A 19,131-nucleotide genomic window follows, 5' to 3' on the forward strand; every position below is an offset into this window, starting at 1 on the left:
CAAAACAGCGCAGAATTCTATGGCTGAAGATGTTTCCTGTCAATGCCTTATGATGAATATTTGATGCGATTCTGAAATTAAAACTTAGAGCCCTCCAACAAAAGTTGGTATCATTAGAAAAATCTTAAGAAGTAACCCTAGAGCAGTATATGATCAACTTTCCTACGGTGTTAGATGACTTAATGATGGCTCAGCAACCTATTCTCAAACGCAACAAAGAGATTTTTGGTTATGAGCTGTTATTCCGTGGAATGGATGCCCAAAAAGCGCAATTTTCAGATGGTGAATTAGCCACCAGCCAAGTTCTTGTTAACCTCTGTATTGGTATTACAAAAATAGAATCGCAACTAAGAAAACCCTTTTTCGTTAACATGACCACCGAGCTCATGCTATCGGATGCCTTTTTTCCAATCGACCATGATACGGTTTACATTGAAATTTTAGAAAGCCAGCGACTCACTCCCGAGTTTTATCAAGCGGTCGAAAAATGGCGAGCAGCAGGTTATCGATTTGCTTTAGATGACTATCAATTTGAAGCAGCCTATGAGGCTTTATTGCCTTGGGTTTCCATTGTCAAAATTGATGTACTTACTACACCACCTGAAAAATACATGACCGAAATTGCTTCATTAAAGCGTCGTGGTATGGTTTTACTGGCGGAAAAAGTGGAAAACGAAGCCATGTTTGAACTTTGTAAAAAACTCGGTTTTGACCTCTTCCAAGGGTATTTCTTACAGCGCCCTGAGCTCATCAAGGGCAAAAAAATTGATTCGGCAACCCATGGTGCGATTGAACTGGTGAATGCCCTGCAAAACAAAGATATTAGCATTGATGAGATTTCCCACCTAGTCGCGAAGAACCCTAAACTGTCTTATCAATTACTCCGAATTCTAAACAGCCCTGTTTGCGGAATTACTAAGAAAGTGGTTTCTATAAAAGAAGCGGTTATCTTTCTGGGCTTGGTAAAACTAAAGCGATGGGCATTATTGATCACTTTAACCTCATCTACCTCGCAGCCTAATGCTTTGCTAAAAGTGCTCTTAACTCGCGCGAGGTGCTGCCAACTTCTAGCGGAAAAGAATCAAGCCTCACTATCGGAGTCTGCTTTTATGGTGGGCCTTATGTCAGGAATAGACGCGGTATTTAATGTTGAGAAGCAAGTGATACTGGAACAAACCGCTCTGGAGAACGACGCACTTGCGGCTATTCTTCATCAATCTGGCGACTTAGGTCACTATTTGACACTGACTTTAAGTTGTGAAGATCAGCAATGGCAAAACATAGAAACGCTGAATAAAACACAACTTTCTGAGTTAAATCGGGCTTTTCTCGATGCTATGCTCTGGTCGGAAGAGGTCATGCAGTCAATTTACTAATTATTTTTCGTTAAACAATTGACAGCCAAAGAAAAAAACATAAAATACGTTTCACCTTTTCAAGGCCAGTGTGGTGGAATTGGTAGACACGACGGATTCAAAATCCGTTGCCGAAAGGCGTGGCGGTTCGAGTCCGCCTACTGGTACCATTTAGACAAAGCCCTAGCTATTTTTAGTTAGGGCTTTGTTGTTTCTAGGCTTATGAATGACGCTTTTCTTGAATATTGGGAGCTCGGCAAAAAAACTCAGCCGTATTAATTCTTAGCACCTAACCCATTCAGGTATTTTGTCAATTTTATATTCTGCTTATGAATAGCATATCCTAATGGTTTATGACCTTGGCGATCTGCTAAGTTGATATCCGCACCTTCATCAATAAGTAACATAGCAATGTCGGTATGGTTATGCCAAATAGCCAAATGCAGCATACTCACACCATCAGTACTTCGCCTGTCATCTATGCCTATTGAGCTCTCTTTGATATAAGTAGTGGCCAAACCAAGCCTATTGTTCTTCAATGCTTGCTCATAGCGATTAATAACGAAATCGATATTATAGTTCCTGTAATTTCGGTCAGCCGCAACAAGAATATCTTCATATGACTCTCTATCCGTAGCGATAAAGATACTATGTGCAACTTCTTCAACGATCTCTTTTTCATCCGTCAGCATTGCAGCAGTCAAAGCCTTAATACCATCATACTTAGACTTATAATCTATAAAAAGAAAGGTGTACATTTTTGACAAATGAAGCTGACTAACTTCAAAAAAGGGTCCATAACCTTGCTCAACTACGTGTGAAAAATACGCTATCGGATCGCTGTATACGCCATTGGCAACCATAACGTCAACGTACCCATTCCATGCTTTATAAACCTTTTTTCTATCTTCCGCATTTTGGTTTTCTATGTATCGGTCTAAATACTTCGACGCTCTCTCTAAATACGCCTCTCCCTGCGTATGCACCAAGAAGTAATCTAAAGGGGTATTATCCGGTAAAGAAGCAATTCTCTGCTGCCTTAGAAAGGTGATCGCTTCATGGTCGCCATTAAACGCCAAAGATCTTAAGGTATTAATAGATAGGTCATAATATTCATATTCTTCGCTGCTTAGCCAAGCGTTCATCGCACTTTGGCTCAGCCTTTGATCTAGGTTCTTGATCGTGCTACCTGCTTCTTTGGCAGCAAGATAATATTCTGTCGACTTTATGGGGTCTTTCTTCGTACCAAATCCGTTGTGATAGATTTCACCTAACACATACAAGCTGCTGGGATGACCTAGATCGGCCGCTTTTTTAAAATGCGTTAAAGCAAAATCATAGTCCACCATTTCATATATATCATAGTAATGTAAGGCGGCTAGATTATAGTGAATATATTGATTATCACTGTCTGCTGCAGTCTTTAACAATGCCACCGCTTCTTGGTAGTTTTTATTTGGGTAAACTTCGTTGTTAGAGTACAACCAAAGGGCTTTTTTATTTACCGCCCTGACACTGCCATCCTTAATATTTAAGTCTATCCAATAGATAGCTTGATCCCATTTCTCAGATTCAAGATTCTCCATTGCAAGAACCCAAGCAGCGTGCCCAAATCCAGCCCAGTAGCTTTTTACCATGTAGTCATAAAACGTCTCTTGTATCTCTTTCCCGCCAAGTTCATCATATTGTCGAGAGTACACCCGACTCAGGCTGTATAACGCTTTATAATCATCAGGGTGCTCTGCAACAGCCTGCTCACAAACAGGCAATGCCTGTCTCCAATCAATATCATCGTATTCCACAAAACCACTCAGCTCAGAGAAGCGCTCATGAGCAGTTAGACTCAAGCAACTGTCATATGGAGAAGCGAAAAGAAGAGGAGAACTCAGTAGAAATATCGGTAGATATTTTCTCATAGTATCGCAGCACCTACATTATTAGCGAACAAAATAGTGTTAAAAGCCTATAAGAGAGTCAATTGAAGCAGTCCCTCTTTAAAACACAATGTCTAAGACTAGTCGAATATCAAAGAATTTCAATGTGCCTATCATTTGAGTGATGGAAGCGTTTATATCTAACATAAGCGCTTTTTTTATTTTAGGCAGAGCAAATCACTAAAACTCTTCAAAGCCATGCGTCACATAATCAGGTAAATCTTCTTCATTGGGAATCGGTGTGGAGTGACCTGACTCATCGATAGCCACAAATTTAAACAGGCCTTCCGTGACTTTTTCTCTGTGGCCGATGCGTCCTCTTCTCACCCAAGCTTCCACCATGATATTCATAGAGGTGCGACCAACCGATTCTACCTGCGTATAAACCCCCAAAATATCTCCCACTTTCACGGGACGAATAAAACTCATTCCATCTAGAGCGACAGTGACCACCCGCGACTGTGCCCTTTGACCCGCACAAATTCCTGCGGCAATATCCATTTGAGAAACAACCCAGCCCCCAAAAATATCACCAGCAGGGTTAGTATCGGCAGGCATAGCCACAGTACGAGTGGTTAAACGACCTTTGGCTTTCACTTCAGTATTCGACATATCGTTTCCTCTCAATGCAACTTATGACATTTGTATTTCAGTCATCACCTTAGTATGTACAGAATTCGCAATAAAACATTGCTCATGGGAGAGATGGTGTAAATGCTCAAGCATAGCAAAATCAGGTTTATGATCCCCAGAGAAGCTCACCCTAGGTCGTAATGTCACCTCTGTCATGGCCATTTTCCCCGCATCATTTTTCGCCAAAACACCGACAGCGTGATCATGATATTCATCAATAATAAAACCTTTTTGGGCCGCAATGGAGAGAAAGAACAACATATGGCAACTGGACAAAGACGCCACAAACGCCTCCTCTGGATCAACGTTTTCATCCACAGAATAGTTAGGCACAATATGCGAGGATGACGAAGCGGGAAGGGTTATGCCACCATCAAAATGCCAATAGTGACCACGACTGTATCGGTTATCAGTAAAGTATTCACCCTTTTGCCTTGTCCAAACCACCTTTGCTGTATACTCCGCCATATGTCCCCCACCATTGAGAAATTGTGACTTATAAAGTGATTTCACCGTTAACTATCTGCTGATTTAGAATCGCTAATTCCACTAGACTAATAGGTCTGGAAATATAATAACCTTGCATTAAGTCACAGCCTTTAGTAACCAAACAATCATATATATGCTTATTTTCCACGCCTTCAGCTACCACATGATAATCATAATTACTCGCTATCGAAACCAACGAATCGACAATCACATCGTGACCTTGCTCATCTCCCAAATCCGCAATAAAGCTTCTGTCTATTTTTATTTCATCGACAGGGAAATTAATCAGCTGCTGGAACGAGGTGTAACCAGTCCCAAAATCATCTAATGATAATCGGCAGCCAAGTGCCCGCAGATTCTTAATCGTATTCACACAAACGGCATCAACATCAATTAAAAACGTTTCTGTAATTTCAATACACAGGCGCTCAAAGTGAACGCCGCTACGCTCAACTAACGCACTGAATCGATCCACAAACGAGGTGTCCATTAGCTCTTGCGAAGACACGTTTATGGACAGAATGAAATCGTCTCCCAAGCCAGAGGCCGCCACCTCATTCAGGGCCATATTAATGACCATCGCATCAATCTCTCGCACCAAGCCTCGCTCTTCCGCGACGGAAATATAGACCTCTGGCGACATGTTTTTTAAGTCGCCAAAATGACTCCTTAACAAAGCCTCAACCCCAACAATCTTGTGCTGAGACGCGCTGAAAATTGGCATATACAAAAGATAAAAAGCTTTTTCTTCAATGGCTTGAATGATTTGTTGTTCAATCGCACTTTTTTGTTCAGCAAGTTGACTGATCTCATTACTAAACAATTGAATTCTTTCGTCATTATATAAAATCGCTTGACTGGCAATCTCCGCTCTTTCTAGCACCAGTTGACTGTTAACTGGAACAGACTTCTCAATTGAGGCACCAATTTTGATGTCCAAACGAAGCTCCCCTAACCCCACTACGGTAATAGGTGATAACAATGAACGAATCAGTTTTTCTTCATCCTCAGCCGACAACGCCTTGCGCCTTCTAACAAACACTAACTCGTCATGACTCAGCCGAGCACTAATGTAAAAATAACTGCGGAAGAATACTGAATGATTTTGGATAATATCTTGAAGCAAGGTATTCGACATAGCGATGCCAAAATTACGCACTAAGCTGCTCCAATTTATGATCTTCACACGATAAAAAATAGCCTGACGCCCTAAAAGTTTTTGATATTTGTGCTCGAATCCATTGAGGTTCAAAAGAGTGGAATGCTGATCATGGTAGGCCTGGTTTTTAATTTTTTTGGCTTCACGATATCGAAAGACAAAGTAAAAACACAAACCAACCAACAGCCAGCTGTAGAACAAAACCTTATAGAGCATATTCTTTTCAAGATACACGCCCGATATTTTAATATCAGAAACCGTAAGCTGGTAAGTGTGATGATCTTGCAAGGGCAAGTCATTCACAAAAAATTCAATACTGTGCACCGTACTTAAATCTTCATGAGAAAGATCAAATGGAATGTTATGCATGTCTTTCCACCAAGTTTCCACTTTGAAGCGGGATAATGGCACCTGAATCAACCCATTCTGATCCACACGAACAGCATGAAACTTGTAATCTTTAACAAAATCAGGGGAGACTTTATTTTCATCCAGATAACTTTTCACAAAGACAAGAACACGACTATCAAAGTCTTCCACGGTCGATTCAACATAAAGCTTAAAAGAAAGAGATTCATAAGTGTCTAAAGGAAACCCTCGACCTTCTTTCTTTGGCAATACGAACACCAAACCACATAAGTTATTTTCTGGCTGGTTTAAAGGCTGGCAAATGACTTGATAACCAATAGTGCTGCCACCTTCAATCGAGTGGAGTGAAGAATTTTGCCCAGCAGGCAAAATGCGTTCAAAAGCTTTTTTGCTTGAGGTCATCAAGTGCATTTGTTTTATATTCAAATCCGAATTAACAAAGATTAAAAAAACAAGACTTAACACTACGACAAACAAAAACGTAAAGCTAAAAACCCCTCTTAAAGAGAAGAGTTTTTTAGTTTGATCCATTTTTTTACCATCGATAAGTGAATGAGTTAAAGCGAGATTTATTACTATATCTGATTGATATAGAAAAAAGCCAATGTTTCCATTGGCTTTTTGATCATTAAGATTACCTTAAGCTTAGCATCATCAAACACTGTTTAATGGCTTATTTGTGAGCCAACGCTGTCTGCGTACAATCCCCTTCAATACGGTCTTTTTCCTCTGCTAAAATGTCATCTGTAAACTGCCCCATGAAACAACAACACACACCTTCCCCTATCATGGTTCTTGGCCCAAGTGGATGCCCTATGTGCTTGTAAACGCCATGTGAATGACCATGATGCGAGTGACCGTGAGAATGCCCGTGACTATGGTGAGAATGCCCATGCGAATGCCCATGCGAATGCGAATGCTCATGACTATGATCAGAGTGGTGATGCTGGTGATCAGACTCTGACAAGCCTTGCGTATCATCCTGTGGGTCCACAAACTCGGCGTGATGATGATGGACGTCGACTTCCCCAGCAGCAAGACGGCGCTTAAAAGAGCTCATCAAGGTTTCTTGACCCGTTTCTAAGTCATCTTGTCGTATTTCCTCGACACGATTCACAAACGCATCAATCACCCTTGGATGATCATTCAGGTAAGGTGTCTGAATGAACTCAATCCCTGGGTTTTCACTCGCGACTTTATCAACATATCCTTGGATTCGCTTAATCAAGCGGCCAGTAAATAAGAAATAAGGCGCGACAACAATACGCTTAAACCCCAATTTCAGAAGTTTTTCTAAGCCCACACCAACAGAAGGGTAAGTCACACCAGAATACACAGTGTCCGCCCAACCAAAGCCCATATTTTCATTGACTATACGAGTTAATTTTGCCGCCTCGGCATTAGCCGATGTATCTGAAGTACCTCGTCCGACAACAACCAACATAGTATCGTATAGGTTTTCTGGTGGTTGTTCTGGATCCAACCCTAATGACTCATAAATACGGGCTTGAAAGGCTTCGATCATATCGTCCTGTAAGCCCAATTCACGACCATAGGTTATCTTCAGGCCTGGATGCTTTTCTTCATAAGTCGTCAACACAGAAGGGATATCGTTTTTCGCATGAGTGGCGGCAAACAACATTCCTGGTACAGCGTAAATCTCTTCCACACCCTGCTGAATAAGGCTGTCTAGCCCCATATGAATGTTAGGAGCCGAAAACTCCAAAAAGCCATACTCCACCGGCATGTCTGGGTAACGGTTTTTTAAACCTTTGGCGACCAAACCAAATTCACGCTCGGCATCTTTGTCACGACTGCCATGACCACAGATCATAATGCCTTGTTTCTTCGGGAGTGTTGTATTGCTCATTACGTCTCTCTTAATAATCAATTTGGATAAGTAATCTTCTGCCCAAGACTACTATCTTTTTTGCTCTTGCCGCTGATCTAAATCAAGCAGCAAAGATTGAATCTCGGCTTTGCAGCCCTTGTCGTCCTGCCACATGCCGCGCTGAATGGCTTCTAGCAAACGTTCAGCCATTTCTTCTAACGCGTGAGGGTTATTATCACGCATAAAGGCTTGATTGTCCGGGTCTAATAATAGCTGCTGGGTCACTTGTTCATACTGATAATCCGCGACCAAATCCGTTGTCGCATCATAAGCAAACAAATAATCGACCGTCGCCGTCATCTCGAATGCCCCTTTGTAACCGTGTTCTTGCATTGCTTGAATCCATTTAGGATTTAACACTCTCGAACGTACAACCCGATTCAGCTCTTCTTTCAGGGTACGAATTTTGGGCTCACTGGGATTGGAATGATCATTATGATAAACACTCGGCACTTGACCTCGAAACTGAGTCACCGCATTCGTCATACCGCCCTGAAACTGATAATAGTCATCCGAGTCTAAAATGTCGTGCTCACGGTTATCTTGATTTTGAACCACAGCCTCCAGTTTGGATAAGCGCTCAATAAACGCTCCTTTGGCTTCTACCCCATCGTGTTTATCACCATCATAGGCATAGCCGCCCCAGTTCACATAAGCTTCAGCAAGATCACTGCGCTCATCCCAGCAACGCTCATCAATTAACCCCTGAAGTCCGGCACCGTATGCGCCTGGTTTACTACCAAACACCCGATAGGACGCTTGTCGCTTAGCACTTTCTGGGTCCAAACCATCGGCCAATAATACTTCTTCACGTTCCGCAATATGACGACGGATAACGTTCCCTGTACCTGGCTCTTCGAAGTCCGCAATAACCTGCACGGCCGCATCATACAAACGCATGACATTGGCAAATGCATCACGAAAAAAGCCCGAGACTCGAAGCGTTACATCCACTCGCGGTCGACCCAATTGCATACAGGATAAGACTTCGAAATCCATCACTCGATTCGAACCGGGTGCCCAAATTGGACGCACGCCCATCAACGCAAACGCTTGCGCAATGTCATCGCCGCCAGTGCGCATCGTTGCCGTTCCCCATACCGACAAGCCCAATTCTCTGGGGTAATCGCCGTGCTCTTGTAAATGCCGTTGCAGCAGAGCCTCAGCCGACTTTTGACCAATGGCCCACGCCGCAGGCGATGGAATAGAACGGTTGTCTACCGAGAAAAAATTACGTCCAGTCGGCAAGGTATCCAACCGTCCGCGAGTAGGAGCGCCACTTGGCCCTGGCGCAATAAAGCCACCGGATAGACCGTTTAACAAAGCTTGAATCTCTTGTTTAGCACTCTCATGAAGCGCCGTTAACAGCTGGCGCTTAGCATGTTTTAAAAGCTTTGCGGTAAGGGGCAAAGACGACATTAACGCATCTGGATCGGTTGCCTCCAATAAATATTGCTTTACCAGATCCACTGCCAACAGCTCAAGCCTTTCTTTTGTATCAGCATACGTTCGCCAATCACTCGAACTAATGACTTGTAGTTGCTGTGGCTTTTCGCCCATCCAGATCGAGCGAGTCGCCTGCATAGGGTTAAAATCGTCCACCGTCAACGCCAGATCCGCTACCAAAGCGTGCAGCAAACCGCGACTGTCATCTTGGTTTCCTCTCGGCAAACGCAACAAAGCTACTAGGGTGTCTGCAAGTTTAGCATGCTCTGGCAACTCACCAAGACGATGCAAACCATGCCGTATTTGCGCTTCTTTGATGTCACACAAATACGCATCCAGTCCCTCTAAAACAGATTCCTCATCCTCTGCATCAATGCTGGTTAACTCTTCCAACAAATGTGTTTGTGTGACCTTCTCCAGTATTTTCTCGCGCAGCCAAGTTTCACGACGAACATCCATGCCCATGGCTTGATAATATTCGTCCACCAAATTTTCCAATTCGGCCATCTCGCCATAGGTTTCGGCTCGTGTCATCGGTGGCATCAAGTGATCAATAATCACCGCTTGCGTACGACGCTTAGCTTGCGCCCCTTCTCCAGGATCATTAACAATAAAAGGGTAAAAATGTGGCATCGCACCAAGGGCAATATCCGGCCAACATTGCTCAGACAATGCAGTCCCTTTTCCAGGTAACCATTCCAGGTTGCCGTGTTTACCAACATGCACAAAAGCATCTACTTGATACACATGCCTTAACCAAAAGTAGAAGGCTAAATAACTGTGCGGTGGAATCAAATCAGGATCATGGTAATTCGCCACTAAATCTAAATTAAAACCACGCGCAGGTTGAATGCCCACAAACGTCTCACCCAAGCGGATGCCTGCCAGCATAAGGCGATACTGACCATTTTGAAGACGACACTTGTGATCGTTTTCCGGTGGCCCCCAACGATCCCAAACCGCTTGTTGAGAAGCCAATGGCAAGCGATAGAAATGCTCTAAATAGTCATCTAGGGCTAAGCTTTGCCAGCAGCCTCTTTCATGCAAGCTATTGGGGTTATTGGTGACCGCACCTAATAACGCTTCTATTAAGGCATTACCATTTTCAGGAATAGCGTCAATCGGATAGCCTTGATCTTTTAAGGCATTCAATAAATTGACGGTGGATGCCGGCGTGTCCAAACCAACCCCATTTCCAATTCGGCCATCTTTGGTGGGGTAATTCGCCAACACAAACGCAATACGTTTATCGGCATTCGCCTTGCTTGATAATGTGGCATAGCGGTACGCTAACTGAGCAACAAACTCGGCTCTTTCTGGGTGCAGTTGATAACGCACTAAATCAATTTGAGCGGCTTGATGATAATAACTCAAAGCTTTAAAACTGATGGCTCGAGTAATCACTCGACCATCCATTTCGGGTAACACAATTTGCATCGCCACATCGCGGCTGCGTAAGCCTTGTGTTTGAGCTTGCCAATCCTCTTCCGTGCTGGCAGACAAAATCAGCTGTAAGACAGGAATATTCGCCCCAAACGGAGATTGGAAATCACTTGGGTTAGACGATAAATCAGGACTGGCCGCCCGATTCGCGGCGAACCCTGTGGTATTCAAAATGACCTTGGTTTGGCTTTTCTCAATTAGGGTGTCTATCAGCTGAATAGCAACATCGTCTTTTAAGGAGTTAACCGCTATGGTTAAAGGCTGCAAACCTTGCGCTTTGAGTACGTCGATTAAGTCATCAAAAACTTGCGTATTGCCGCTTTGCAGTAACGAGCGATAGAAAACCAACAAGACTACGGGACGACTTGCTGCTTCCTTTTGACAATCCGCTTGCCACTCTACATAACTGGCAACATTACCTTGATGGTAAATCACCGCATTTGGCAAGGCGCTAGGCTCAGCCCAGTGGATTTTTTTATCAAAAAAACGTGCACTAAGGAAACGCAAACAAGACAGAGAGTTGTTCAACCCACTCTCTCTTAAATAACGCCAGATACGATGACTGTCTTCGTGCTCAACATTGGACGCTTGGCTTAACGCTGGATCTTCTGCATCATCGCCGGGCACCATAATCAATACTCGACCCGGTTTGGCTTGACGCCAGACCTGCAATTGCTGAAAGCCATAAGGCCAATAATGCTCACCACCTAATAGAGAGACCACCACAACCTTGGCATCTTCGAGCACCTTGTGCTCATACAAATCATAGGCAGCCGGTTTTACCAATTGCATCCAATTCGCCAAACGCACACTTGGCAAATCTGATTGATGCCCTAGATGATCTAATGCTGCACCGAGCGCGCCTAACACAGAGTCTGCAGCTGCTAGGATCACTAACTCTGCCGGACTCTGCCCTAGGTCGACAATGCCTTCATCGTCAACAAACCCACCCGGTTTAGCCGCTAATAAATGCAAGGAAGCAAACCTTCAGCTATGCGCTTAACGCGTCATTCAACGCGCCTTCAATGGTTTCTTTGTCGATGCCTTTACCAATAAAGACCAATTGTGTCTGACGAATTTCTTCCGCTTGCCACAAACGGTCAAAGTAACGATCCAAACGTCGACCTACGGCCTGAAAAACTTGGCGCATTGGCTTACCATGCACTGCCGCAAAGCCTTTCACGCGAAATATATTATGCTCTTCTATCAACTGCTCTAGTGCTTCTTGCAGCAAATCAGAGGATACTTCCCCCAATTTCACCACAAAAGAATCAAAGTGGTCGTGAGCATGTTCATGGTGCTCACCGTGCGCGTGGTGATGATCATGATGATTATGTACGTCATCGATACGAGATTCGCTCGCTGCATCAATGCCAAGCAATTTGTCTAATTCTGCTTCACCATGCTCAATGTAAACTGTCTTCACAGTACTTGGCACCTCATTGGCAATCACAGCTTGGACTTTACCCCGCTCAATCTCATCCAATAAATCGTTCTTGCTGACCACCACTAAGTCTGCTGCACTCAACTGATCATCCAAAAGCTCTTGCAAACTAGGATCATGATCCAAACTTTCATCCGCCAGACGCTGTGCTTGCACTTGCTCTTCATTGTGAGCAAATCGTCCTGCTGCCACCGCAGGACCGTCTACAACAGTAATAACAGCATCTACTGTGCAATGCTCTTTAATGCCTGGCCAATTAAAAGCCTGAACCAAAGGCTTAGGTAAAGCCAAACCACTGGTTTCAATCAGAATATGATCAATGTCATCACGACGCGCGACCAACTGCTCCATCACGGGAAGAAACTCTTCTTCCACCGTACAACAGATACAGCCATTTGCTAACTCGTAAAAACCTTCTTCACTGCGTTGACTGTCACTCTGTTCATCATCGCAATCCAATGGGCAGGATCGCAGTAAATCTGAGTCAATGTCCAGTTCACCAAATTCATTCACAATAACCGCAATGCGCTTACCAGCCGCTTGTTTTAAAACATTCGACAATAAAGTGGTTTTACCACTTCCCAGAAAGCCCGTGACAATTGTTGTGGGGATTTTATTTAATTGCATGTGCCATCCTTTTTATTCTTAGGTCGGTGTATTTTGCGAAAAATATGCGCCTGACCCTTGTCATATAAATACGAATCAGCAAACTCCTCTGTATCGAGAACCTTACCAACCAAAATCAAACTGGTGCGAGTGAACTTTTTCTCTCGAACTTTAGCGACAATATCCGCCAGAGTGCCAACCACGTAATCCTGATCAGGCCAACTGGTGCGATAGCACACCGCCACAGGACAATCTTCGCCATAATAAGGAATAAGCTCTTCGACAATTTTATGAATACGCGTGATACCGAGATGAATGGCCAGAGTCGCACCACTTTGAGCCAAAGCCGGAAGACGCTCTCTTTCAGGGAACGGGGTTTTGCCTTCATAACGAGTCATAATCACAGTTTGTGACACACCAGACAGGGTTAACTCTTTCTTTAACAACGCAGCAGAAGCGGCCACCGCACTGACACCAGGTATCACTTCATAATCAATATCAAGGGCTTCCAAACGTCGGATTTGCTCACCAATCGCGCCATATAAAGCCGGATCACCAGACTGCAAACGAGCCACATCTTTACCTTCTCGAGCGGCTTGCTCTATTACCGCTGTCGTTTCATCGAGATTCATCTCCGCCGTATCATAAATGGCCTCTGCCGAACCACGTACACTGTCAATGACCTGAGTTGGGATCAAAGAGCCTGCGTAAAGAATTACTTGGCAAGCCGCGATGGTATTCACCGCTTTCACCGTCATCAAATCTGGGTCACCAGGACCAGCGCCAATAAAATACACCGTCATATTGAGTCTCTTAATTACAATTTCTTAGAGTAGCCACGAGGAGTATAGATCCACTCTTTATGACCATTAACAATGTGCTTGCTGTCAGAGTTTCCAACGCTCACCATGGTGAACATATCCACATCCTTAGCCTCTAATTCGCCTAGCGTGATGAATCGAATCATTTCTTCAGGACGGGTTAACTGACGACCTATCATCACGGGTGTGCTAGCCGGTCGATATTGCAGTAAGACATCGCGGGCATGATTTAATTGCCAATCACGCTTTTTCGATACTGGGTTATAAAACGAAACAACAAAGTCTCCAGCACCGCAGGCATGCAATCGTTTATCTATGGTTTCCCAAGGGGTTAATAAATCGGAAAGAGAGATGGTGCAAAAGTCATGTCCGAGCATGGCTCCAACGCGGCTGGCGCCCGCCTGCATCGCAGAAATGCCAGGAATCACTTCAATGTCCACATCCAGCCATTCAGGGTGAGATTCTTTTCCTTGTAACTGCAGATCAAGCAGTTCAAACACCAAGGTCGCCATGGCATAAATACCAATGTCACCACTAGAAATTAACGCCGTTGTTTTACCATCAGCGGCTAATGATAACGCCAAACGAGCACGGCCAATTTCTTCGCCCAAAGGCAAATCATGAAACTGCTTACCTTCACTTAAGTCGCCCAATAGATTGAGGTAATAACCATAACCCACCCAATCACTGCATGCTGCAAGTGCACGCGTCGCATTCGGCGTTACTAGACCCAAGTCTCCTGGGCCCATTCCCATCACAAAAAGTTTGCTCATTTTCACTCTACAAATCACAGTTTTGCCGAACAGGCATGAATAGTGGGTATTGTACACTTAATACCAAAAAGGAGGGATGAAAACAGCGGGATTTAAAATGAAGTATTCTCAGGCAATAAGAATTTTACGATTCTACTTTTAATAACTGACAAGACATATGAGTGCCGTCTTCTAACTCCAGTTCCGCTTCATTTTGATGTGCCCAAAATGTAATAGATTCACCTAAATAACTGGCACCAGAAGCACTCACGGCATGAGTCAAATAATGGCTTTTGCCCTGCCATACAATCTCAGCTCGATTACCATGAAAATAAGCCTGTAGATCTTGTTTCTCACAGCGATAAGAGACCATATTGGTTTGCTCAACCTCTTCTAAGTTAGACTGATCAGCTTGATCAGACGGTTGAGAAGAACAAGCGCTTAAAAGGATCGCGGCACCAAAGATAGCACCATTTGGTAAGGTAAATTTGCTACAAAACATAACTAAGACTCCCTTCTTATTAAGCCAGCTGTAAAAGCGTTAATATAAAGAAAAGGGCATCAAAATGAAGCAAACCACCTATCTCAAATGGTTATTTTTTGTTACCAAACCGTGAGAAATGTGTCATTACGTGAAAAACAAAGGCAACAAGATAGAAAACCACTATCTAGCCCTATTAAAGCTTTGACAAAACTCGATTTGAGCAAGTATATTTCATGCATCGGAAGACATTCCGATTTCGTTCTCGGGGCGGGGTGAAATTCCCCACCGGCGGTAAAGAATGCATTTCTAAGCCCGCGAGCGCCTAATTTACTTTCATTAGTATTGTGATTAGGGTCAGCAGATCTGGTGAGACTCCAGAGCCGACGGTTATAGTCCGGATGATAGAGAGCGCGTCAGACAAAACCTCTACTGGTATTGCCCTTTGGCAATGTCAAACTATGGTATGCCGTATTATTACGGTGTGTTTGCCTGCCCGTTCGCCCTGATTCACATTTCGCTTTTATAGGATACAAAAATGAATCAGAGCTCAACGAATCAACATGATTTCAATCCAGCTAACAAACGTATTGCGATCTTACATGCAGCTTGGCATGAAGACATCGTAATGAACTGTGTCAATGCTTTTACGGAAGAACTAAGCGCCCGTGGCTACACAAAAGATTTAATCGATCTTATCCCTGTGCCAGGTGCTTATGAAATCCCACTACAAGCGAAACTTCTCGCAAAAAGTGGTCAATATGCCGCTATTGCAGGTACAGCACTTGTCGTAGACGGTGGCATTTATCGCCACGATTTTGTTGCTCAAACCGTTTGTAGCGCCCTTATGCAAGTTCAGCTAGAAACAGAAATACCTGTTTTGACCGCTGTACTGACACCACATAACTTCCATGAACACGATGAGCACAAAAACTACTTTAGTCGCCATTTTGTTAAGAAAGGAACGGAGTTGGCCAATGCTTGTGATCAAGCCATTCGCTTAACCGAGGCAGCTAAACAACTGGCCTAAATAATGTGTCTTCTATTCCGCTCTATACAAATTAGAGCGGAATATCGCACTACAACAAATAGATAGACAAGAGCGTAATCACACTGGGTAACGCTTGAATATAAAGAATTTTCTTATTTGCACTGATACCGCCATAAAGACCAGCAAGCAAAACACAAAGCAAAAAGAAAACCACCACCGACTGACCATTCTGACCTAACCATAGCCCCCACAATAGACCGGCGCCCAGAAAACCGTTATACAAACCTTGGTTTGCAGCCAAAACCTTAGTAGAAGCAGCAAACTCTTCGGTCAAACCAAACGCTTTACGTCCCTTAGGGGTCGTCCAACAAAACATTTCCAAATACAGAATGTAAAAATGCAACAGCGCAACCGCCACCACTAGAATCATTGCTACAACAGCCATCTCCCCTCCTTACTATTGGGATTCGCAGCCACTGACTTATTCAGTCGCACTCAGCTTATTCTCAAAATCTTTCAATACCAAACGTAATGCCTCTACGGCCACATCAGTTGGTATTTCATTAGTTTCCAATAATTCGATTAAATCCACCGCCAACTTAACATGGTCTGGTGCTCTGTCTAAGCTCATATTCTTATCCTTTATAAAGCTTATGGTAATTAGGGGGGGCTGCTAGCTTCCCAATAACGGGCGCAGGCACGTGGGGCATAATGGCGAAGCCGCCACGCGTGTATGCGTCCCAGCGAACGCAGTGAGAGTGTTTTTTGAGTTGTTAGGTACGTTTATAAACATCAGAGCGATGCCCGACTTTTATCACCTGTACCACAAGCTCGTTTTCTCGGATTTCATAAATGATTCTATAAAGGCCTTGCCTGATACGATACAAGTCTTGTCCACTAAGCTTAATTGCTCCATCTCTTCGAGGGTTTTCAGCTAATAAGTCAATTTTGGCGAGGATCTTCTTAACGTCTGATTTGGGAATTGCCATAAAATCTTTTACTACTGATTTCTTGAAAGTGACGCTATATTTTTCCATCAGCTTCCAAACTGTTTAGCAAGTCCTCATAGGAAATTTCGGGCTCGTTGGCCCGTAGTCTTACCGCAGCCAAGTCTTCTTGATCTTCTTTCATAAGAAGTCTCACTGCTTCATCAATTAACTCTGATATTGAGGTATCTGATGATGCTGCCCGCAGTTTCAGAGCATTATGAATTGCTGGCTCGAAATAGACGGTTGATCGTTTTGATAAAGTACTCATGAATAAGTCCCCACTTAAGTAACGTTAAAACATTATAGCGTTAAAATGTCATTGGAGCTAATTTTTACTCAAAAGTACCTAACGCCTTGCTAATTTGCGCAGTGGTTGGAGCGGATTTTTGTGTAATAATGAGCGAAGCGAATGCACAAAAAGGAGCGTAGACCGCTGCGTCAAATTGAGCAACTTGTTAGCTTACTTCTGCAACATTCTCGACATGATATTTTTTATCTTCACCCAATATCAGGTCGAACATTTTATTGTACGAATTGGTATTTGCATCTTTGCAGCTGATGATTAATTTCAGCTCAGTTGGTGCCTCACCGCTTTTCTCAGTATCCCATTTCAGAGAGTGTGTTTGGCCTTCATTAAAGTAATGAACAACACTTTTTGGATTTATTTCAGATATCTCTGGCACGATACTAAAGCTAACACCTGAAGCAGGACGCCCAGAGTTAATCAAATTAATTTGATAAGACACTTTCGCTCCTGTTTTAGAGCTCCAGCCAGCACCAGTTATTGAAAAGTTTGGGTGCGCTTCCCTCATCGCACGAATCTCTTCAATTTCCAATGCTTTAAAGTCTGCTTGTACCTGCTCTTTAGTGGCCTTCACTAGTTCTTTGTGTTGCTCAACAGATTTCTTGAGCTCTTCGGCTTGTAATTCTAGCGCTTTCGTATTCTGCTGAAGCTCACTTTGTTGCTGAATGTAACCGAGAATCAACCAAAAAAGCATGAGTGACCCAAATACACCCGCAAAAAATCGTTAAGAGGCATGGTCACTAGCTCAGGAAGGCTCTAGCCCACCTTAAAAACAATATCATTGTGATATATATTGCTGTAATTATTACCCCAAATTTAGTCACAGACTCTCCTTATAAGCTAACATTTTTAATAATGCGCATGTGCGTTTACGCTGATGAGATATTTTTCGAAACTAGGTAACACATTGAAGTGCTTTAAGTTTTTTATCATCCGTGAAAAAGCGTGTGATCAAAACGAGCATGCGCGTTTGCACTTTTTACCTTGCGCGTTATTTCAATACCGAGTGTTCTATCTGTTTGATACTAGTACAGTATTTGATTGGGGAAAAAGAACAAAACGGGCAAGGCTAACAAAATAACCGAGTCTTGCAGTTAATGTGATTGGATTGAGGTTGCTGGACTAACCCCATCCCTTCCCCTTGAAGACATAAGGGGAAGGAACAAGAGACTTGGTTTGTCGACAAAACACATCGGATAGCTTGAGCCCATCAGACTTGTGCATGTGACTAGTGCAGTATTTGATTGGGTAAAAGAACAAAACGGGCTAGGCTAACAAAATAACCGCGTCTTGCTGTTAATGTGATTTAATAGAGGTTGCTGGGCTAACCCCATCCCTTACCCTTGAAGACATAAGGGGAAGGAACAAGAGACTTGGTTTGTCGACAAAACATCATATCGGATAGCTTGAGCCCATTTGACTTATGCATGTGACTAGATGAGCAAGATCCCAGGCAGCGTAAGCCGCTGACGACGGCAGTGACGCAAGGCGTCGCTGGTTGGGATCGTGTTGTGTGTGAGGATTTCAGAGGTTGGGATTTCTGAGGATATGATTTAACGATGACCAACATTTACGCCAGACGTAAAAAAGCCCTGACAGGATAACCTATCAGGGCTTCTTAATTAGATCTTGATAACGACCTACTCTCACATGCTTTCCTTTCATCATAAGGCCCACACTACCATCGGCAGTGGCGAGCGCCTGCGGCGGATAAAGAGTCACTTCTGAGTTCGCGGTGTCATCAGGTGGTTCAACCATACGGTCTCGGGAAGTGTGTCATTCTTGTTTTGCATTTGTGCTGACGCGTCGAGCTGGCGAGACAGGCGCAAGCAAATGGAAGCACAAGAAACGACTTCTTGTTGGAGGGCTAGAGCCCGATTTGTGATTTTTCTCACTTATTTCAGACGTAAAAAAGCCCTGACAGGATAACCTATCAGGGCTTCTTAATTTAAAGCTTGACGACGACCTACTCTCACATGGGATCCCCCACACTACCATCGGCGATGGCGCTTTTCACTTCTGAG

17 protein-coding genes, 1 tRNA gene and 1 riboswitch are annotated in these 19,131 nt (G+C 43.6%); of the genes, 3 read left to right on the plus strand and 15 right to left on the minus strand.

The window, feature by feature from the left end:
• The first annotated feature begins 149 nt into the window (after positions 1–149).
• Positions 150–1,376: an EAL and HDOD domain-containing protein gene (locus ACHUFM_RS12030; RefSeq protein ID WP_394182479.1), complete on the plus strand. Its 1,227-nt coding sequence runs from the start codon at positions 150–152 to the stop codon at positions 1,374–1,376.
• Between the two features lie 64 nt (positions 1,377–1,440).
• A tRNA-Leu gene (locus ACHUFM_RS12035) sits at positions 1,441–1,525 on the plus strand.
• Positions 1,526–1,630: 105 nt separating this feature from the next.
• On the opposite strand, the gene ACHUFM_RS12040 is transcribed toward ACHUFM_RS12035, so the two are convergent.
• From ACHUFM_RS12040 to ACHUFM_RS12085, 10 genes are all read right to left on the minus strand, one after another.
• The gene (locus ACHUFM_RS12040) at positions 1,631–3,271 is read right to left on the minus strand and encodes an ankyrin repeat domain-containing protein (RefSeq protein ID WP_394182480.1); all 1,641 of its coding nucleotides are present in this window, start codon (positions 3,269–3,271) and stop codon (positions 1,631–1,633) included.
• Between the two features lie 198 nt (positions 3,272–3,469).
• Positions 3,470–3,901: an acyl-CoA thioesterase gene (locus ACHUFM_RS12045; RefSeq protein ID WP_394182481.1), complete on the minus strand. Its 432-nt coding sequence runs from the start codon at positions 3,899–3,901 to the stop codon at positions 3,470–3,472.
• Between the two features lie 21 nt (positions 3,902–3,922).
• On the minus strand, positions 3,923–4,390 hold the full coding sequence (locus ACHUFM_RS12050; protein WP_394182482.1) for an OsmC family protein: 468 nt from the start codon (positions 4,388–4,390) through the stop codon (positions 3,923–3,925).
• Between the two features lie 28 nt (positions 4,391–4,418).
• Positions 4,419–6,341, minus strand: a complete 1,923-nt coding sequence (locus ACHUFM_RS12055) for an EAL domain-containing protein (RefSeq protein WP_394182483.1) — start codon at positions 6,339–6,341, stop codon at positions 4,419–4,421.
• A 271-nt stretch (positions 6,342–6,612) separates the two neighbouring features.
• Positions 6,613–7,809: a sirohydrochlorin chelatase gene (locus tag ACHUFM_RS12060; protein ID WP_394182484.1), complete on the minus strand. Its 1,197-nt coding sequence runs from the start codon at positions 7,807–7,809 to the stop codon at positions 6,613–6,615.
• Positions 7,810–7,860: 51 nt separating this feature from the next.
• On the minus strand, positions 7,861–11,694 hold the full coding sequence (gene cobN, locus ACHUFM_RS12065) for a cobaltochelatase subunit CobN (protein ID WP_394182485.1): 3,834 nt from the start codon (positions 11,692–11,694) through the stop codon (positions 7,861–7,863).
• 16 nt (positions 11,695–11,710) lie between these two features.
• A complete protein-coding gene (gene cobW, locus ACHUFM_RS12070) occupies positions 11,711–12,790 on the minus strand; it encodes a cobalamin biosynthesis protein CobW (RefSeq protein WP_394182486.1) in 1,080 nt (359 codons plus the stop codon).
• Complete coding sequence (cobM, locus tag ACHUFM_RS12075; RefSeq protein ID WP_394182487.1) at positions 12,781–13,572, minus strand: precorrin-4 C(11)-methyltransferase; 792 nt, start codon at positions 13,570–13,572, stop codon at positions 12,781–12,783. The genes cobW and cobM overlap by 10 nt, the downstream gene beginning before the upstream one ends.
• A gap of 14 nt (positions 13,573–13,586) precedes the next feature.
• Positions 13,587–14,363 (minus strand): precorrin-3B C(17)-methyltransferase, encoded by a 777-nt coding sequence (gene cobJ / locus ACHUFM_RS12080; protein WP_063332618.1) that lies wholly within the window; start codon positions 14,361–14,363, stop codon positions 13,587–13,589.
• A 124-nt stretch (positions 14,364–14,487) separates the two neighbouring features.
• Entirely contained in the window at positions 14,488–14,844 is a 357-nt protein-coding gene (locus ACHUFM_RS12085; protein WP_394182488.1) for an MliC family protein, read from the minus strand.
• A 236-nt stretch (positions 14,845–15,080) separates the two neighbouring features.
• A riboswitch (FMN riboswitch) is annotated at positions 15,081–15,240 on the plus strand.
• Positions 15,241–15,361: 121 nt separating this feature from the next.
• Here ACHUFM_RS12085 and ACHUFM_RS12090 point away from each other — a divergent pair.
• A complete protein-coding gene (locus ACHUFM_RS12090; protein ID WP_394182489.1) occupies positions 15,362–15,853 on the plus strand; it encodes a 6,7-dimethyl-8-ribityllumazine synthase in 492 nt (163 codons plus the stop codon).
• A gap of 49 nt (positions 15,854–15,902) precedes the next feature.
• On the opposite strand, the gene ACHUFM_RS12095 is transcribed toward ACHUFM_RS12090, so the two are convergent.
• From ACHUFM_RS12095 to ACHUFM_RS12115, 5 genes are all read right to left on the minus strand, one after another.
• Complete coding sequence (locus tag ACHUFM_RS12095; protein WP_394182490.1) at positions 15,903–16,259, minus strand: DUF1304 domain-containing protein; 357 nt, start codon at positions 16,257–16,259, stop codon at positions 15,903–15,905.
• A gap of 36 nt (positions 16,260–16,295) precedes the next feature.
• Complete coding sequence (locus ACHUFM_RS12100) at positions 16,296–16,445, minus strand: DUF2496 domain-containing protein (protein ID WP_082825410.1); 150 nt, start codon at positions 16,443–16,445, stop codon at positions 16,296–16,298.
• Between the two features lie 142 nt (positions 16,446–16,587).
• Positions 16,588–16,851: a type II toxin-antitoxin system RelE family toxin gene (locus ACHUFM_RS12105; protein WP_394182491.1), complete on the minus strand. Its 264-nt coding sequence runs from the start codon at positions 16,849–16,851 to the stop codon at positions 16,588–16,590.
• A complete protein-coding gene (locus tag ACHUFM_RS12110) occupies positions 16,838–17,071 on the minus strand; it encodes a ribbon-helix-helix domain-containing protein (RefSeq protein ID WP_394182492.1) in 234 nt (77 codons plus the stop codon). The genes ACHUFM_RS12105 and ACHUFM_RS12110 overlap by 14 nt, the downstream gene beginning before the upstream one ends.
• 187 nt (positions 17,072–17,258) lie before the next feature.
• Complete coding sequence (locus ACHUFM_RS12115; RefSeq protein WP_394182493.1) at positions 17,259–17,801, minus strand: hypothetical protein; 543 nt, start codon at positions 17,799–17,801, stop codon at positions 17,259–17,261.
• Positions 17,802–19,131 lie beyond the last annotated feature (1,330 nt).

It is taken from the genome of Marinomonas posidonica (assembly GCF_043643765.1).
Taxonomy (GTDB): Bacteria; Pseudomonadota; Gammaproteobacteria; order Pseudomonadales; family Marinomonadaceae; genus Marinomonas; species Marinomonas posidonica_A.

Bases quoted from the DNA above. Each gene is read 5' to 3' on its own strand.
- ACHUFM_RS12030 (WP_394182479.1), top strand. From the start codon at position 150: ATGATCAACTTTCCTACGGTGTTAGATGACTTAATGATGGCTCAGCAA.
- ACHUFM_RS12040 (WP_394182480.1), bottom strand. From the start codon at position 3,271: ATGAGAAAATATCTACCGATATTTCTACTGAGTTCTCCTCTTCTTTTC.
- ACHUFM_RS12045 (WP_394182481.1), bottom strand. From the start codon at position 3,901: ATGTCGAATACTGAAGTGAAAGCCAAAGGTCGTTTAACCACTCGTACT.
- ACHUFM_RS12050 (WP_394182482.1), bottom strand. From the start codon at position 4,390: ATGGCGGAGTATACAGCAAAGGTGGTTTGGACAAGGCAAAAGGGTGAA.
- ACHUFM_RS12055 (WP_394182483.1), bottom strand. From the start codon at position 6,341: ATGACCTCAAGCAAAAAAGCTTTTGAACGCATTTTGCCTGCTGGGCAA.
- ACHUFM_RS12060 (WP_394182484.1), bottom strand. From the start codon at position 7,809: ATGAGCAATACAACACTCCCGAAGAAACAAGGCATTATGATCTGTGGT.
- cobW (WP_394182486.1), bottom strand. From the start codon at position 12,790: ATGCAATTAAATAAAATCCCCACAACAATTGTCACGGGCTTTCTGGGA.
- cobM (WP_394182487.1), bottom strand. From the start codon at position 13,572: ATGACGGTGTATTTTATTGGCGCTGGTCCTGGTGACCCAGATTTGATG.
- cobJ (WP_063332618.1), bottom strand. From the start codon at position 14,363: ATGAGCAAACTTTTTGTGATGGGAATGGGCCCAGGAGACTTGGGTCTA.
- ACHUFM_RS12085 (WP_394182488.1), bottom strand. From the start codon at position 14,844: ATGTTTTGTAGCAAATTTACCTTACCAAATGGTGCTATCTTTGGTGCC.
- ACHUFM_RS12090 (WP_394182489.1), top strand. From the start codon at position 15,362: ATGAATCAGAGCTCAACGAATCAACATGATTTCAATCCAGCTAACAAA.
- ACHUFM_RS12095 (WP_394182490.1), bottom strand. From the start codon at position 16,259: ATGGCTGTTGTAGCAATGATTCTAGTGGTGGCGGTTGCGCTGTTGCAT.
- ACHUFM_RS12100 (WP_082825410.1), bottom strand. From the start codon at position 16,445: ATGAGCTTAGACAGAGCACCAGACCATGTTAAGTTGGCGGTGGATTTA.
- ACHUFM_RS12105 (WP_394182491.1), bottom strand. From the start codon at position 16,851: ATGGAAAAATATAGCGTCACTTTCAAGAAATCAGTAGTAAAAGATTTT.
- ACHUFM_RS12110 (WP_394182492.1), bottom strand. From the start codon at position 17,071: ATGAGTACTTTATCAAAACGATCAACCGTCTATTTCGAGCCAGCAATT.
- ACHUFM_RS12115 (WP_394182493.1), bottom strand. From the start codon at position 17,801: ATGCTTTTTTGGTTGATTCTCGGTTACATTCAGCAACAAAGTGAGCTT.